The following is a 15,850-nucleotide window of genomic DNA, read 5'->3' as shown; positions in this document are numbered from 1 at the left end:
GAATTATAATATTTTATTTTGGAGGAGAGTATTTGTCTAAGCCTAATCAAAACCAACAACAAGAGTACAGAAGGGTAAGAACCCCTAAAAAAGGGGAAATCCCTGGCGTAGTTGAACAAATTATGGGACACGGAAAATTAAAAGTCAGATGTGCTGACGGCAATATTAGAATGACCAGAATCCCTGGAAAAATGAAAAAACGTATTTGGATTCGTGAAGGAGACGTAATCCTTGTAAAACCATGGGATTTCCAATCTGATGAAAAAGCGGATGTAATCTGGAGATACACAAAAACAGAGTCAAACTGGCTTGAAAGAAAAGGCTACTTGAAAATGTAGTCACATTTACTTATTTTTTTGATTTTGATGGACCCAAAAGTCGCTAAAGCCGATGCAAAACATCAAAAAATTCATTCTGAAAAAAGAAGAAAGGACAATTCCGAGAGAAAGACAGGGAATGAAATTTTTGATAAAATCACATTAGAAACACTATACAAATTAGCCAACCAGGGATACATTGATGTTTTGAACGGTGCCATAAGTACCGGAAAGGAAGCGAACGTTTTAACCGGCATAACCGATGACGAAAAATTTGTGGCCGTGAAAATATACAGAATCGCCACATCCGATTTTAAAAAAATGGATTACTACCTTAAAGGAGATCCAAGATTCAATGTTAAAACTAAAAACAAAAGGAAAATCATATATTCATGGGTAACAAAAGAGTTTAAAAACCTGACCCGCCTACACACTGCTGGAGTTAATGTTCCCGAACCGATTACAAGTTCAAATAACGTTCTGCTAATTGAGTTTATTGGCGATGAAGACGGAAATCCTGCACAACCCGTCAAAAATCAGCTGCCGCAAGAGCCGGAAGAATTCTGGAATAAGCTACTGGTTCAGTTGAAGATGTTTGTTAACGATGCAAAGCTGGTTCATGGAGACCTGTCCAATTACAACATCCTGAATTTGAATGAAGAACCTGTAATTATTGACGTTTCACAATCCGTTGTGTTGGACAATCCAATTTCAAAGGAACTGCTTGAAAGGGACATAAACACCCTCGTAAGGGAATATTCAAAACTTGGTGTTAAAACCAGTTTTGAAGAAGTTTGGGAATATGTTAATCCTAAATTTTAATAATTATAATGACCAACTAATATTAAAGGTGATATTTTATGCCAGAAACAGATTATTTAAAAATACCCCAAAATAGAGTGGGGGCATTGATTGGAAGCAATGGTAATGTTAAGAAGTCCATTGAAAAAATAACCGGAACAATACTGGACATTGATAGCGATGAAGGCACAGTTTATATCACACCAAGCGATGATATGGAAGATCCATTGGGAGTATGGAATGCAAATCATATCGTTAAAGCAATAGCTAGAGGATTTAATCCGGAAGTAGCGATGAAACTTATCAGTGATGATATTTATTTGGAAGTTATCAGTCTGCCGTTATACATCGGCAAATCCAAAAAGGCACTTGCAAGACATAAAGGCAGAATCATTGGTAAAGACGGCAAGACTCGTGAAATAATCATGGAAATGGCCGAAGTTGACATGGCGGTCTATGGCAAAACAGTTTCATTGATTGGTGAAATGGACAACATCATGATTGCAAAGGAAGCTATTGAAATGATTTTGAACGGATCAAGACACAAATCCGTTTATGGATTTTTAGAACATAAGAAGGATTCATTGAAAATGAAGGAATTCAAAGACCTTGTCGGAATTGAAGAGGATAAAATCGAATTCAGGGACGGCATTGAATTTGATGAAAAAGATTATTAGGAGTTTAATCTCCTACATTATTATTTTTTAACACAATTGAAAATTTTTCCACATCACTAAAAAATCATATCAAAGAAATATTACAGAACCAAATCAATAATAATAACATTTTGCTTTAAAAATTATACCAATACTTGAAAAGTTTTATATACTTTGACCAACTTATATAGATAGTGTAGTGCAAATACTATATTTTCTACATATTTTTAAATTATTATTTCTCCATACATTTAGATGAATTAGATAGGGTAGGGTAAAAATATTACTTTTCAAATGCTCTCTCTCAATTTATTTATATGGACTATCATGATAAATTTAAATATATGAAATTTACAAGGAGGAAAAAATTTTGGACCAACAACAACTAGGATTAGATTGGGAAGAGGACTTTCAAAGATTAACCCCATCTGAATTCTTTAGAAAAAACAAGCAGATGTTGGGATTCACTGGTAAAATCCGTTCTTTAACCATCGTATTCCACGAATTGATTACTAACAGTTTTGATGCATGTGAAGAAGCCGGAATCTTGCCTGATATCGACATCGAATTAAAACGTGTTGACAAGGAACATTATATTTTAAGACACAAAGATAATGGGCCGGGAATTCCTGAAGACTACGTTATGCAGGTATACTGTATGATGTTTGCAGGATCTAAATTCAGAAACATCCAATCCAGAGGACAGCAAGGTTTAGGTTGTAGTGGTTGTGTACTCCTATCCCAAATGACCACAGGTAAGCCTGCTCGCGTAATTTCATGCTACAAGGAAGGCGGTGAAATTAAAGGAGTGAAAATGAAATTCCAGATGGACGTTAAAAACAACCGCGGAATTCTAATGGAAAGGGAAGACTACCCTGCTGAAAGTACCGGGGTATGTATCGAATTGCAATTCAAGGAAGTATCATACTCCCTTGCAGAACAAGGTGCATTCGAATACATCAGAAGAACCATGATCGGTAACCCTCATGCAAGAATCACATTCAGAGACCCTTCAGGACATAAATACATCTTTAAAAGGGCAGCAGATGTTGTTCCGGTACAGCCAAAAGAAGTCCTGCCACACCCTAAAGGTGTAAGTGCAGATGACTTGATGACCATGGCGCAAAATACCGACAGCAGAAGATACAAGAGTATGCTGACCTCTTCATTGTCAAGAATGTCAAACAAAAGGGCTGATGAAATCGCAGAGATAACTGGAATCGACATGAACAAACGTCCTAAGGCCATGACATTCCAGGAAGCGGAAGCAATCGTTCACTGCTTTAAGAAAATGAAATTCATGGCTCCGCCAACTGATGGACTTATACCAATCGGATCCGAGCAAATCGAAAAGGGTATGAAACAAATCCTTAAACCTGAATTTGTAGCAACAATTACAAGAAAACCTGTTACCTATGCAGGAGGGGTTTCATTCATTATTGAAGCGGGTCTTGCTTATGGAGGAAATGCCGGAAGAGTCGTTAACGAACAGAGAAAATCAGAGATTATGAGATTTGCAAACAGAGTTCCATTAACATTTGATGCAGGAAGCTGTGCCATCACAGAAGCACTTAAAAGTATCGATTGGAAACGTTATGGCTTGAAAGACATGGACAACACTCCATTAACCTTATTTGTAAATATTATTTCAACTCAGGTACCGTACCTCTCAACTGGAAAGCAAAGCGTATCTCCAGAACCTGAAATCGTTCATGAAATCAGACAGGCCACCATGAAACTGGCCCGTAAATTGCAAAAACATATTAGGGCTAAAAGAGCAGCTAAAGAAAAAGAACAACGTTCCAAAGTATTCGAGGAATACGTTCCGGTCATTATCGAAGAAGCTGCAAAACTTGGTGAAACTGGAGTTCCTGAATATCAGGAAGTGCTTGCAAAAGTTACCAAAAGGGCTCTTGCAGAATTGCTTGGGGAAACAGTTGAAGAAGAAGAGGAAGAAGAAGAACTTGACGCAATCATCATGGAAGAAGTCGATGAATTTGGACATGCCGTCGAAGAGGGTAATTCCACATTAGACAATTTCATTGAAGATGATATCGATGACGGTTTTGAGGATTAGGTGATTTAGATGGCAAAAGTTAAACAAGACGAAAAATCACATAAAGAACTTAGGAAAGAATACACCTACAACAAATTAAAAGGATTAGGCCAGGAAATTATTGAAGAGATTGAAAAAAATCAAGTGCCTAACATTAAAGTTCCATCCCGTGGTACCGGAAACATTGTTTATGATGACGCCAAAAGATACTACGTATTAGGGGATAGATACGGTAGAAGATCTTTGGGAAATGTTAAACAAATCAGAAAATTGGGTCAGATGGTTTATGTGGCTAATTTCTGTAAGGACCTTGTGGCACGTGAAAAAACAGCAACAATCAGGGAAATGTATTACGTTTCCGAAGGTTGGGGAATAAGTTTTAAATCACAGCAAGAATCCAACATTGTAGGGGAAGACTTGGAGGTGACTCTGGGAACTACTCGTGAGGATTTAGGTTTAATGCCTGAAGAAGACGGAGCATCCGTTTACGGGGACCTTACATTATTTGATGAAGTTGAAATCAATGCTGCAAAAATGGGAAAATCAGGTTATACCATCTCTCCAACAATTGACCAAGTCGACTTTTTAGACCATAATGTTGACAAGGTATTGGCTGTGGAAACCATGGGAATGTTCCACAGGTTGGTTCAGGAAAATGCTCATGAGAGATTCAATTGTTTGATTGTGGGACTTAAAGGACAAGCTGCCCGTGCAACAAGAAGATTCATTAAAAGAGTTAATGAAGAATTGAATCTGCCAGTATACATCTGTAACGACGGAGACCCTTGGGGATTCCACATCGCACAGGTAATCATTTCAGGAAGTGCAAAATTAGCGCACGTTAATCACGATCTTGCAACTCCTGATGCCAAATTCATTGGAGTAACAGCATCAGACATTATCAATTATGAATTGCCTACTGATGATCTCAAACCTGTTGATGTATTAAGGCTTAAAGAGCTTTCCAAAGACCCGAGGTATAAAAATGATTTCTGGCAGACAGAAATTAAAAAGATGCTTAAGATCGGTAAAAAAGCAGAACAACAATCTTTTTCCAAGTATGGGCTTGAATATGTTGTAGATACATATTTCCCAGCTAAATTTGAGGAAATGGAAAATCAGAATTAAATTTAAACTTTTCCTCCTTTTTTTTATTTTTTAAATTTTTCAAATCCCAACATTTATATAATAAAAAAATCATATACCCCTATAGGTATAGGATGTGTTATTATGAAAGAATGTATGGATAGTGCAAATTTACACAGAAGACTTAAAAAAATCATCGGCCAACTGAATGCAATCGATCGTATGATTGATGAAGACATTCCCTGTGAACAGATATTAATGCAGGTTAATGCATCAAAATCCGCATTACATAAAGTAGGGCACATTATCGTTGAAGGTCACCTCGAACATTGTGTAAAGGAAGCTATTGAAGATGGAGATTCCGATGAAGCCTTAGGAGATATTTCCTCAATATTGGAATACTACTCCAGACTTTAATTTTTTTTAAAATAACTTTATACCCCATAGGGTATATCCATACCTCGGAGTTGTTGAAAATGAACTTGACACAAAATGAAAAAAAAGACATACTGCTAATAGTCATTTCAATAATCAGCGTAATATCAAGTTTTATTCTATCCTTTGACTATCTGGCTTGGATTGCAGTACTATTATGTGGAATACCAATATTTAAAGAATGTGTTGAAGGGATGATTGCAGAATTTGATATTAAGGCAGATCTACTAGTTACAATAGCTATTGTTGCATCAATCATAATCGGCGAAGTATTTGCCGCTGGAGAAATTGCGACGATTATGGCTATTGGAGGATTTTTAGAAGAATACACCGTATCAAAAACTCGTGAAAAAATTGAAAAACTTGTTAAAATGACTCCGCAAGTTACTACAATAATTAAAAATGGAATCGAAAAAAGGATACCAGTTGAAAAAGTAGAGATAGGGGACATTTTAAAGGTGCTTCCCGGAGAAAGCATACCTACCGATGGAGTAATAGTCAATGGAAAAACATCAATAGACCAGGCCACATTGACAGGCGAATCATTGCCTGTTGATAAAAGCGTCGGCGATGAGGTATACAGCGGAACTATTAACCTTTACGGTTCATTCACAATGAAATCAACAAAATCAAGCAAAGACAGTTCCATTCAAAAATTAATCAGACTGGTTGAATCTTCATCACCTGAAAACGCAAATATCGTTCGCCAAGCTGACAAGTGGGCTACAATGATTGTTGTTATAGCCTTCACAGCAGCAGTTCTGACATATTTATTCACCTTTGAAATAATAAGGTCAGTTACCATTTTAGTAGTATTCTGCCCATGTGCATTGGTTCTTGCAACTCCAACAGCGATTATGGCTTCAATTGGAAATCTGGCAAGATATGGAATATTGGTGAAGGACGGAGAATCTTTAGAGGAACTGGCATATGTTAGTGAATTAGTATTCGATAAAACAGGAACACTAACATATGGCATCCCAAAAGTAGTTAATGTAGTTTCAAAAAATCCCGAAGAGATGATGTATCTTTTAGCTTCACTGGAATCCAGATCAGAACATCCTCTGGCCAAAGCCATTGTCAGTTATTATAAAGGCAATGAACTGGCAGAAATCGATGAATTTGAAATGCATTTGGGCATGGGAGTGAGTGGAAACATCAGCGGCTCAAAAATAATAGCCGGGAACAAAAAACTGCTTAATTCCCAGAATATTGAAGTAGTGGAAGAAAAAACTAATAAAACAGAGATTTTCGTTGCCAAAGACTCAGAATATATCGGGAAAGTGCAACTTGCAGATACCCTGCGCGAAAATTCAAAAGAAACAATCAGAAACCTAAAAAGATTGAGGGTTAAGACAACACTGCTTACAGGAGATAATGAAAAAACCGCAGAACTTATCGCAAATGAAATCAAAATTCGAAATGTCATATCAAACTGTTTACCTGAAGATAAAATGGAATACATTAAAAATGAACAACTACTCGGACATAAAGTTGCTATGATTGGAGATGGAATAAATGATGCCCCCTCACTCAAAAAAGCCAATGTTGGAATTGCAATGGGGGATATCGGAAGTGATGTGTCAGTTGAAGCGGCGAACATAGCATTAATTAATGACAACATCGGAGATCTTCCTCATTTAATTGGAATTGCTAGAAAAACCGTAAGAACCATAAATATTGCCATAACCTTTGCATTAATCGTCAATATCCTTGCAATGGGATTGGCGATACTTGGAATCCTAAACCCAATTGAAGGGGCGTTGATTCACAATATCGGATCTGTCATCGTAATAGTGTACTCAGCAACATTGACCAATTACAAAATTTCAAAAAAAGATTACACAAGAGCAAAAAAGTTAGGCATAACTAAAACTATAAATAAAGCGATGACATAATATTAACTATCAATAATTAGGTGAGAAATATGGCTGAAAAAGAAATTAAAGTAGTGGGCATGCACTGCCCATCATGCGTAAATGCTGTAGAACTATGTCTAAAAGACATTGACGGAATTGAAGACGCAAAAGCAGATTTGGATTCCGGAATCACTAAAATTACAATGTCCGGCGACGTAAGCGACGCAGACATTAACGAAGCTGTTGAAGAAGCAGGATTCAAAGTAGAATAATTCTACTTTTTCTTATTTTTTATAAAAACTTTTTAAAATATCCAATATTTTCTCGTTATTTTCGCCGATTAAAATATTGTGTTTTACATTATCAAAAACTATCAGTTCAGAATTTTCAATTTGCCTTTGAAGATCTTTATGTGATTCCAACAAGAATACCCCATCATATTTTCCGGCCAAAACCAGTGTCGGGACATTGATTTTAGAAATCTCATTTTCAATATTGAAGTCCAAGCTCACATCTACCGCCTTAATAAACGCATCCACATTAGCATTTAATGAAGCCATTTCCTTAAGAACCATCAATTCCTCTTTATTTTCCTCAATAACCTCCGGACATAAAATCAATGGCAGGATATAGTCGAAAAATTCGCCGAAACTATTGGCTAATGTCTTTTTAAACTGAGTAATGACCTCAAATGAATGCTGGTCCGCCTTATAAAAGCTGGACATCAACACAAGAGAATCCACTTTATCGGGATATTTGATTGTGAAGCTCTGTGCAATGGCACCTCCTAATGAAAATCCGATTAGATTTGCATTTGAAATATTTAGCTCCTCCAAAAGACCATTCAAGTCTTCAACATAAGTGTCTATAGTGATTTCATCACTACCAAGTTCAGATTCACCATGACCCCTTAAATCAAATCGTATAATCTGAAAATCGCCTTTAAGATTGCTTGCTAAAAATTCCCAATATAACAAATTATCTGACAGGCCATGAATAAAAACCAATGGTATGCCGCTTCCTTCAACTTTGCAATTTAAATTCATATTTTACAATTTATTCCAATCTTTTAAATACTTAATGGAAAACGTGAAGTCAAATATCAAATTTTAAATAAGTTAAAGAATAAATTTAAACTCATATAATAATATTTCTAAAAATTATTATAAAAAAAGGGATTAAAATGAAAACTGTTGCAATTAATGGTTATGGAACCATCGGTAAAAGAGTGGCAGATGCTGTTTCTGCTCAAGATGATATGAAAATCATTGGTGTAAGTAAAACTAGACCAAACTATGAAGCAAGAACTGCTGTTGAGGAAAAAGGCTATCCGTTATACATTGGAATTCCTGAAAGAGAACAATTATTCAAAGATGCGGGAATTGAAATAGCTGGAACCGTTGAAGAAATGATTCAGGAAGCAGATGTTGTTGTTGACTGTACTCCTGGAAGTATCGGTCCGCAAAACCTTGAAATGTATAAAAAAGCTGGTGTGAAAGCCATCTACCAAGGTGGAGAAGACCATGAACTGACCGGCCTTTCATTCAATGCTATTTCCAATTATGATGACTCTTACGGCAAGGATTACACCAGAGTTGTTTCATGTAACACAACCGGTTTGACCCGTACATTATCTACAATCGACCCGATAGCAGATATCAAAAAAGTCAGAGCAGTAATGGTTAGAAGAGGATCAGACCCATCTGAAGTCAAAAAAGGACCAATCAACGCTATTGTTCCAAATCCTCCAAAAGTGCCATCTCACCACGGCCCTGATGTGAAAACCGTTATGAAAGGCATTGATGTGACAACAATGGCATTGCTCGTGCCAACCACTTTAATGCACCAGCACAACATCATGGTTGAAATCAACAACGATATTGAAACCGAAGAGATTATTGAAGCATTAGAAAAACGTTCCAGAGTGATTGTCGTTTCCGCTGAGGAAGGTTTAGGCTCAACTGCGGAACTGATGGAATATGCAAAAGAACTTGGAAGAAGCAGAAATGACTTATATGAAATCCCGGTTTGGAAAGAATCAATCAACGTGGTTGGAAACGAACTGTTCTACATGCAAGCGGTGCATCAGGAATCTGATGTAATACCTGAAAACATTGATGCTATTCGTGCACTTCTTGAAATGGAAAGCGATAACGAAAAATCAATTGCCAAAACCAACAAAGCTATGGGAATATTATAAATTCCCTCTTTTTTACTATTTTTTTGATTTAAAATGAAAAACAGAGTATTTTTTGGACCTGCCGGAAGTCCCGTCAATTACAAGGGAGCAGCATATAAAGCCCCGAAATACATCAGTGATGAGGGACTGAATTCTTACGAATATCAAAGCCCATATGGAGTTAGAATTGGCGAAAAGGCAGCAACCACCCTTAAAAAAGAATCCCAAAAACATGACATTCTTGTTTCAATGCACGCCCCATACTATATAAATTTGTGCGCAAAGGAAGAGGAAAAACTTGACAAGAGCATTGGCCATTTAATCGCAGCTGCCCGTGCAGGGGAATGGATGGGAGCATACCGCCTGGTATTCCATCCTGGAGCTTATTTGAACAGGAAACCTGAAAAGGCCATGGAAATATCAAAAAATACTGTTGAAAGGCTGTTTGAAGAACTTGAAGCTGAAGGAATTGAAGAGTTTACCTTCGCTCCCGAAACCACAGGCAAACGCACACAGCTTGGAAATGTCAGGGAAGTTGTTGAGCTATGTGCAACATTCGACCATTTCGAGCCTACAATCGATTTTGCCCATGTCCATGCTCGCGGCAGAGGATTCTTAAATAAAAAAGAGGATTATAACTGCATATTCTCAATAATTGAAGATAATCTGGACATTGACATGCTGCACTGCCATTTTACAACAATCGAATATGGAAAAGGCGGTGAAGTTAAACATCATACCCTGGATGAAAGTGATGAATACGGTCCGAATATCAGGGATCTGCTGGCTAATCTGATTGATAACGGCTGGAAGGCAAACATTATTTGCGAGACACCCGAACGTGACATTGACGCATTAAAAATGAAAGAGATATATGAAGAGATGATCTAATAGTCTTTGACGGAGCCTATCAAATCATCCATGTCCTTGAATAAATCATTTATATCATCATTATCATCTTTATTTGAACTTAGCTGGATAACCAATTCATTTATTAAGTCTTCCATTTTATCAACGAAAGTGTTTAATGTTACTATTTTTTTCTCGATTTCAGCCTCGACCACTTCATTACTCTCCAATTCCATCATCCTTTGGGTTATCTTTAACTGATTGGCGAATAACTGATTGGATTTTTTAATTGCGTTTGTGAACTTGGAATAGGACATATGTGTAGGGTCGAACAATTTTCCAACTAGTTCTGTGGCTTTGGCTTGTTTTGAATTGTATTCCTGCTCTATTTCATTTACCTGTGATTCGAACTTTGAGGGAACTTTAACTGTTTCCTCATTGGGATCATGATAAACTTCCCTGCCGCATTGTGAGCAGAAATGCTGATTTGGCACTAACTTTGCCCCACAATATATACAAAAGTGATTATGGTTATCCTGAAGAGTCATAAATAATTATTTGATAAAACTTATTAAAAAAAGTATGATATCCTTAATCCAAATTTTTTACAATATCCCTGCCAAGAGGAGTTAATCTGTAGATTCTGTTCTTGCGCTCATTCTCATTAATACATTCAGCAACGCCACAATCCTTTAATTCTTTCAATACATTTGATATATGGCTCATTCTAATATCTGAATCATTAGCAATCTGAGTTGGAGTTTTATCATATTCCTGCAATGCTTTTAAAGCCTTTGATCGGTATGTAGAAATAGTAATGTATGCAAATACCTTTAATGTTTCATCATCTATGATAATTCCCCCATAAATAATAAATCAAGAAAAATATTTAAAGTTATATACAATTTTAGAAAAAGAACATTCCAACTATACAACAACATAATAACTAGATATGTTCTTGAAAAAAGTTACTGTTTTTTTAATTTCAAAACAACAATTTCGGAATCGGTACCCCATCTCATAGGAGTGTCCATGGACCCGACACCTGTTGTTACATGCAAATACCCACCTGATTTATTCCTGAACAGACCCATATTATATCCAAACATCAGATTTCCAAACCAAACCACCGGATAAAACTGTCCCCCATGGGTGTGGCCGGACAATTGAATATCAAAGCCCAAATCAGAAAACCAATCCCAATGATATGGCACATGATAATTGATTATGTTCAGCATGCCCGGCCTGATTGATGACTTGTCGACTTCCGGAATGCCAGTATCCTCAATACTATAAGACCTGCCATAAATATTTAAGCATTCGAATTCCACCGATTCATTGTTCAAAACAATGATTCCCGCTTTTTTGCATGCTTTTATTACATTTTCAATGCCCGGATAGTAATCATGATTTCCGGGAGTGAATATTACGGGCATCTTGACATCCTTAAAAGCCATGAAATCATCTTCCTCAACAACAGACGAACCGTCAGCCAAATCCCCTGAAATAATTGCCAACTCACAATCCAACGTATTCAGTTTGTCTTTGATATCAGAGATTATTTTCCTGTGACGCACAGACCCGAAATGCACATCTGAGAGATGTGCGATGTTAATGTCCCTTTCCAGATTAGTGAAAATCAATGTTTTTTCATGAACCACCAATTTATGGGCTCTCCAATAGCTATAAACTCCCAGGATTGGTACAATCGATAACAATAAAACATTTACAGTCATCGACAATGCTATAAAACTTCCAATTGAATAAATCGCAATTAAATCAAAAAAGAACATGACCGATGCCCACATCCACACCCCATCAAGGGTTGTTAAGATTCGAGTTACTCTGCGGGATTTGCGAGCTTCAAATAGCATTGGTAAAAAATGGTTTAGACCTATTAGAATTGTTATTAAAAGCAAATAAATATCGTTAAGTCCTCCAACAAATAGCCCAATATATTTAAGCAGGAAAAACTCGAACAGCATATAGAATGGAGTTATGAATAATACTCTTTTTGTTCTGAAACTCATGTAAGTTGACCTCACAAATAATATGTTACAACAAATATTTAAATCATTAAAACTAATGTTAAGATGTAAGAAAAAAATCGGAGATAAAAATTTGAAAAGCAACAACAAAAAACCAGAAATCAAAACAGCAACACAAAAAACCTCAAAAATCGAAACTGACGATAAAGACTATGCTGAATTGGTTGTAATCAGACCAGTTGGCTATCCATTTGATTTTGCATTAATGGATGAGGATATCGAAATAAAAAACATCGATTTATTTGAGGAATATGCCCGTGAACAGTGGTTGGGTTTGGTTGTTCGTGAAAAATCACATCTGTTCGACCAAAAAATAATCCCCGATTATGGTTTTGAAATCGTGACTGCAAAACCGAATAACTCAATTATCTCTGAAAGCACTAAAATCAAAATCATTACCGATAAAATTGAAAAGAACACTGATAACAAGGTTAAATCAGATATCACTCTTGATGATATAGTCGGTCAGGAAAACGCCAAGGCCAAAGTTAAAGTCATTGCAAAATATTTGGAAAATCCTGAAAGGTTTGGACCTTGGGCTCCAAAAAACATTTTATTTTACGGCCTTCCAGGAACCGGTAAAACCATGCTTGTAAAGGCCCTGTCAAATGAACTCGATGTACCGTTATACCTGGTTAAGGCAACCTCATTAATTGGAGAGCATGTCGGAGATGCCTCATCCAAGATTCATGATCTGTTTAAAAAAGCTTCAGAAAACGCGCCGTCAATAATTTTTATCGATGAAATAGATGCAATTGCACTTCACAGGTCATTCCAATCAATCAGAGGGGACGTTTCAGAAATCGTCAACGCACTTTTGACTGAAATGGATGGAATTGAAGAGAATAAATCAGTTATAACAATTGGCGCTACCAACAACCAAAACAGTCTGGATTTGGGTGTGAGAAGCAGGTTTGAAGAGGAAATTGAATTCAAATTACCTGATGATGATGAGAGGTTGCATATTTTAGAAAATAATCTCAATACCATGCCTCTGGATTACGATTTGGATTTGGAAAAAATTGTAAAGATTACAAAAGGACTGTCCGGCAGGGACATCAAAGAGAAGATACTGAAAACATCACTCCACAATGCAATATCAAATGACTCAGAAATAATCACCATGAAAAACATTGAATATGCATTAAATAATACCAAAATTAAAAATACTGATGTTAAAGGAATGTTTGAGTAAAAATTTAATTGAAATCAAATATATACTCGGCCGCATCGATAACATCTTTATTCTCTTCTTTTGCAGCTTTTTTAACATTTTTTGAGATATCGTAAAATATCTTATTCACTATAGAATTAGTTAAATTATCGAGAATTTTGACACTACCATCTACATCTGCCAACTTCACGGATGCTTTTTGAGTTTCACGTTGTCTTATCTCTTCCATAGATGCTCTTAAATTACCAAGCATCTCATCAACTTCCATTATTTTGAACGATTCTTTAAGTAAAATGAACTCGTCATTGATGATGTTTTCGGCTTCACCGAATTCCTTAATTCTAAGTTGAGTATTCTCATCTGCAATCTCACGCAAATCATCAATGTTGAATGATTTGACCCCAAGTTCGCGAACATCATCAGAAATGTCTCTTGGATTTGCAATGTCAACAATCATCAAGTTCTCATAATCCATATCGATGCCCAAAAGGCGTTCTTTAGTGATAATCGGATGGGGAGCGCTTGTGGCGCTGATTACCAGATCTGCTGTGGCAAGATATTTCTCCAAATCATTGAAAAGTATCGCTTCACCACCCAAATCCTTAGCAAGTTCAACTGCTACATAAAAAGTACGGTTAGCGACGAAGATTGCATGCAGGTCCTTTTCAGCCAATGCCTTTGCAACCAGTTTGCCCATTTTGCCCGCACCAATAACCAGCACGGACTTGTCATCCAACTTTCCGATGTGCTTTTCGGCCAAATCTATTGCAGCAGAACCTATTGATACCGCACCCTTGTTGATATTGGTCTTGTTTCTGACAACCTGACCCACGTGAATCGCCTTTGTAAAGACTGCGTCAAGGGACTTTCCGCAATGATGGTTTTTGACAGCCTTGTGTTTTGCATCCTTAACCTGGCCCAGGATCTGGTCTTCTCCAACAATCATGGATTCCAAACCTGAAGTCATTCTCAGCAAATGCATAACCGCAGACTGGCCGTATTCTATTATGATACTCTGGTTTTCATGAGACAGCAATTCATCATCCTCATTTATGAAATCATTGTTGATGTAGTACTCCTTTCTATTGCAGGTGGAAATTTCAACATATTCCCCAATGGAATATTTTTCCTGCAATTGCCTAAACAATTCATCCATATCCTTGGAAATGTTTTCCATTGACTGGATATCTGCTATCTTATGGTCAACTCTTAAATTAAGTATCATTTAATCCCCTTATTAAATTGTCAATGTAAATTTTAGCATCATCAATCTGATTATTTTTAACTAAATCGTTGATTTTTTCATTCTCAAAAATTTGATAAAGATATTCCCGCCTTTCCTTCTGGTCTTCAATGACATCCTTTAATCTTAATCTTGTATAATCCTGAAGCTCTATTTCGATAATGTCCTCATCAGTTATTATTGATTGAATCTTTTTCCTTAACTGGCGAGCCATCAACGGGCTTTTTCCGTTAGTAAAAATAGATATCTCCACATCACCTATGCTGAAACTTGTAGGAACAATAACATTACCTTTATCCGGATAATCGGCCCTATTTATCAATTTGTCTCCTGAAATTTCAGAAACATGCTCTGACAAATCTTCATCACCGCTTGCAACAACGACCAGGTCAGCCCATTCAACTAACTTGTCAACATCATCAACGGAACATAATTCGGCACCTTTATCAGACAGTCCCATATCCAAATTGCCTCCAGCCAATTTAACATTAGCTCCATGGTCTAAGAATCTGTTTGCACGCCTTGTTGCTACTTCGCCAGTGCCTAAAATAAAAACATTCAGATTTGAAGTTTTTAGATAAATAGATGTCCAATCCATTTTAATCAGAATTTTCAAGAGATTTTGCATGCAATACTTTTACTGCAGCTCTCAAATCATTGTTACAGTCAGTCAAAACATTCATGGCTTCAATCTTGGACACATTGAATGTTTCGGCCAATGCTTCAGCCCTCTTATCGGGAGTAGGTTTTTGAACTCCCACCAATCTTTCAGATAACTGCTTTTTTAAATCCAAATACTCGTCATGACTCATTCCCATATTCCTTAAAGTCATGTCTCTTAAAGGGCAAGGCTTTGACGGTTTGCAACACCAAACAAGTGATCCGAAACAGGTCCCTGCCCCTTCACCTAATCTAGTTTCTTTACCGAATTGAATCTTGATGTCAACAAACTCCTGTGGAGTTAAATTGACTTCCTGTAATGCATTTAAAACTGGGCATGGTTTAATTGGCGGACAGCAAAAAGCGAGTCCTCTTACATCTCCTCCTCTACAAATATGAGATGGTGCATCTTCCCAAGTCATAACAATCCTCCAAATTAATTTTCATTTCTCTGAATTAATTTAAAATATTAATATAATTTATTTAA

The 15,850-nt window shown here is 36.6% G+C and carries 18 protein-coding genes; 11 read left to right on the top strand and 7 right to left on the bottom strand.

The window, feature by feature from the left end; genetic code table 11:
• The first annotated feature begins 32 nt into the window (after positions 1-32).
• The 8 genes from eif1A (at position 33) to IJF99_RS06845 (ending at position 7,482) form a co-directional block, all read left to right on the top strand.
• Positions 33-338, top strand: a complete 306-nt coding sequence (gene eif1A / locus IJF99_RS06880; RefSeq protein WP_292793457.1) for a translation initiation factor eIF-1A — start codon at positions 33-35, stop codon at positions 336-338.
• A 27-nt stretch (positions 339-365) separates the two neighbouring features.
• Positions 366-1,139, top strand: a complete 774-nt coding sequence (locus IJF99_RS06875; RefSeq protein ID WP_292793455.1) for a serine protein kinase RIO — start codon at positions 366-368, stop codon at positions 1,137-1,139.
• 38 nt (positions 1,140-1,177) lie between these two features.
• The gene (locus IJF99_RS06870) at positions 1,178-1,795 is read left to right on the top strand and encodes a KH domain-containing protein (protein ID WP_292793453.1); all 618 of its coding nucleotides are present in this window, start codon (positions 1,178-1,180) and stop codon (positions 1,793-1,795) included.
• A gap of 349 nt (positions 1,796-2,144) precedes the next feature.
• Entirely contained in the window at positions 2,145-3,851 is a 1,707-nt protein-coding gene (top6B, locus tag IJF99_RS06865; RefSeq protein ID WP_292793450.1) for a DNA topoisomerase VI subunit B, read from the top strand.
• 9 nt (positions 3,852-3,860) lie between these two features.
• Positions 3,861-4,958, top strand: coding sequence for a DNA topoisomerase IV subunit A (locus IJF99_RS06860; RefSeq protein ID WP_292793448.1), 1,098 nt, complete (start codon positions 3,861-3,863; stop codon positions 4,956-4,958).
• A 102-nt stretch (positions 4,959-5,060) separates the two neighbouring features.
• Complete coding sequence (locus IJF99_RS06855; RefSeq protein ID WP_292793445.1) at positions 5,061-5,333, top strand: metal-sensing transcriptional repressor; 273 nt, start codon at positions 5,061-5,063, stop codon at positions 5,331-5,333.
• A gap of 59 nt (positions 5,334-5,392) precedes the next feature.
• Complete coding sequence (locus tag IJF99_RS06850; RefSeq protein ID WP_292793443.1) at positions 5,393-7,249, top strand: cation-translocating P-type ATPase; 1,857 nt, start codon at positions 5,393-5,395, stop codon at positions 7,247-7,249.
• 29 nt (positions 7,250-7,278) lie between these two features.
• Positions 7,279-7,482, top strand: coding sequence for a heavy-metal-associated domain-containing protein (locus IJF99_RS06845; protein ID WP_292793441.1), 204 nt, complete (start codon positions 7,279-7,281; stop codon positions 7,480-7,482).
• A gap of 12 nt (positions 7,483-7,494) precedes the next feature.
• Here the strand turns inward: IJF99_RS06845 and IJF99_RS06840 are convergent, their stop codons facing one another.
• Complete coding sequence (locus IJF99_RS06840) at positions 7,495-8,256, bottom strand: alpha/beta hydrolase (RefSeq protein WP_292793439.1); 762 nt, start codon at positions 8,254-8,256, stop codon at positions 7,495-7,497.
• 137 nt (positions 8,257-8,393) lie between these two features.
• Here IJF99_RS06840 and IJF99_RS06835 point away from each other — a divergent pair, with 137 nt between their 5' ends.
• A complete protein-coding gene (locus tag IJF99_RS06835) occupies positions 8,394-9,410 on the top strand; it encodes a phosphorylating glyceraldehyde-3-phosphate dehydrogenase (RefSeq protein WP_292793436.1) in 1,017 nt (338 codons plus the stop codon).
• Between the two features lie 33 nt (positions 9,411-9,443).
• Entirely contained in the window at positions 9,444-10,280 is an 837-nt protein-coding gene (locus tag IJF99_RS06830; protein WP_292793433.1) for a TIM barrel protein, read from the top strand.
• On the opposite strand, the gene IJF99_RS06825 is transcribed toward IJF99_RS06830, so the two are convergent.
• The 3 genes from IJF99_RS06825 to IJF99_RS06815 all read right to left on the bottom strand — a co-directional run bounded on the left by IJF99_RS06825 (position 10,277) and on the right by IJF99_RS06815 (position 12,268).
• A complete protein-coding gene (locus IJF99_RS06825; RefSeq protein WP_292793430.1) occupies positions 10,277-10,786 on the bottom strand; it encodes a zinc-ribbon domain-containing protein in 510 nt (169 codons plus the stop codon). The two genes, IJF99_RS06830 and IJF99_RS06825, sit on opposite strands and share 4 nt — an antisense overlap.
• A gap of 43 nt (positions 10,787-10,829) precedes the next feature.
• Positions 10,830-11,051, bottom strand: coding sequence for a winged helix-turn-helix domain-containing protein (locus IJF99_RS06820; protein WP_292793549.1), 222 nt, complete (start codon positions 11,049-11,051; stop codon positions 10,830-10,832).
• 155 nt (positions 11,052-11,206) lie between these two features.
• Positions 11,207-12,268 carry a metallophosphoesterase gene (locus tag IJF99_RS06815; protein WP_292793428.1) on the bottom strand — a complete coding sequence of 354 codons (1,062 nt, stop codon included), beginning with the start codon at positions 12,266-12,268 and terminating at the stop codon, positions 11,207-11,209.
• Between the two features lie 91 nt (positions 12,269-12,359).
• On the opposite strand from IJF99_RS06815, the gene IJF99_RS06810 reads away from it, so the two are divergent.
• Entirely contained in the window at positions 12,360-13,481 is a 1,122-nt protein-coding gene (locus tag IJF99_RS06810; RefSeq protein ID WP_292793426.1) for an AAA family ATPase, read from the top strand.
• Positions 13,482-13,485: 4 nt separating this feature from the next.
• Here the strand turns inward: IJF99_RS06810 and hemA are convergent, their stop codons facing one another.
• The 3 genes from hemA to IJF99_RS06795 are packed head-to-tail and all read right to left on the bottom strand — an operon-like array spanning position 13,486 to position 15,785.
• Entirely contained in the window at positions 13,486-14,685 is a 1,200-nt protein-coding gene (gene hemA, locus IJF99_RS06805) for a glutamyl-tRNA reductase (protein ID WP_292793424.1), read from the bottom strand.
• A complete protein-coding gene (locus tag IJF99_RS06800) occupies positions 14,675-15,301 on the bottom strand; it encodes a bifunctional precorrin-2 dehydrogenase/sirohydrochlorin ferrochelatase (protein ID WP_292793421.1) in 627 nt (208 codons plus the stop codon). The genes hemA and IJF99_RS06800 overlap by 11 nt, the downstream gene beginning before the upstream one ends.
• A 1-nt stretch (position 15,302) precedes the next feature.
• Positions 15,303-15,785: a methanogenesis marker 9 domain-containing protein gene (locus tag IJF99_RS06795; protein WP_292793419.1), complete on the bottom strand. Its 483-nt coding sequence runs from the start codon at positions 15,783-15,785 to the stop codon at positions 15,303-15,305.
• Positions 15,786-15,850 lie beyond the last annotated feature (65 nt).

The organism is Methanobrevibacter sp., assembly GCF_017406825.1.
GTDB lineage: Archaea > Methanobacteriota > Methanobacteria > Methanobacteriales > Methanobacteriaceae > Methanocatella.
Note: the sequence above shows the minus strand (reverse complement) of the source record. Positions and strands in the feature narration are given on the sequence as shown.

Excerpts from the sequence above, each read along its gene's own strand:
- IJF99_RS06815 (WP_292793428.1), bottom strand. The coding sequence starts at position 12,268 with ATGAGTTTCAGAACAAAAAGAGTATTATTCATAACTCCATTCTATATG.
- IJF99_RS06845 (WP_292793441.1), top strand. The coding sequence starts at position 7,279 with ATGGCTGAAAAAGAAATTAAAGTAGTGGGCATGCACTGCCCATCATGC.
- IJF99_RS06830 (WP_292793433.1), top strand. The coding sequence starts at position 9,444 with ATGAAAAACAGAGTATTTTTTGGACCTGCCGGAAGTCCCGTCAATTAC.
- IJF99_RS06875 (WP_292793455.1), top strand. The coding sequence starts at position 366 with ATGGACCCAAAAGTCGCTAAAGCCGATGCAAAACATCAAAAAATTCAT.
- IJF99_RS06800 (WP_292793421.1), bottom strand. The coding sequence starts at position 15,301 with ATGGATTGGACATCTATTTATCTAAAAACTTCAAATCTGAATGTTTTT.
- IJF99_RS06795 (WP_292793419.1), bottom strand. The coding sequence starts at position 15,785 with ATGACTTGGGAAGATGCACCATCTCATATTTGTAGAGGAGGAGATGTA.
- IJF99_RS06835 (WP_292793436.1), top strand. The coding sequence starts at position 8,394 with ATGAAAACTGTTGCAATTAATGGTTATGGAACCATCGGTAAAAGAGTG.
- IJF99_RS06855 (WP_292793445.1), top strand. The coding sequence starts at position 5,061 with ATGAAAGAATGTATGGATAGTGCAAATTTACACAGAAGACTTAAAAAA.
- IJF99_RS06870 (WP_292793453.1), top strand. The coding sequence starts at position 1,178 with ATGCCAGAAACAGATTATTTAAAAATACCCCAAAATAGAGTGGGGGCA.
- IJF99_RS06860 (WP_292793448.1), top strand. The coding sequence starts at position 3,861 with ATGGCAAAAGTTAAACAAGACGAAAAATCACATAAAGAACTTAGGAAA.
- IJF99_RS06840 (WP_292793439.1), bottom strand. The coding sequence starts at position 8,256 with ATGAATTTAAATTGCAAAGTTGAAGGAAGCGGCATACCATTGGTTTTT.
- IJF99_RS06850 (WP_292793443.1), top strand. The coding sequence starts at position 5,393 with ATGAACTTGACACAAAATGAAAAAAAAGACATACTGCTAATAGTCATT.
- IJF99_RS06825 (WP_292793430.1), bottom strand. The coding sequence starts at position 10,786 with ATGACTCTTCAGGATAACCATAATCACTTTTGTATATATTGTGGGGCA.
- hemA (WP_292793424.1), bottom strand. The coding sequence starts at position 14,685 with ATGATACTTAATTTAAGAGTTGACCATAAGATAGCAGATATCCAGTCA.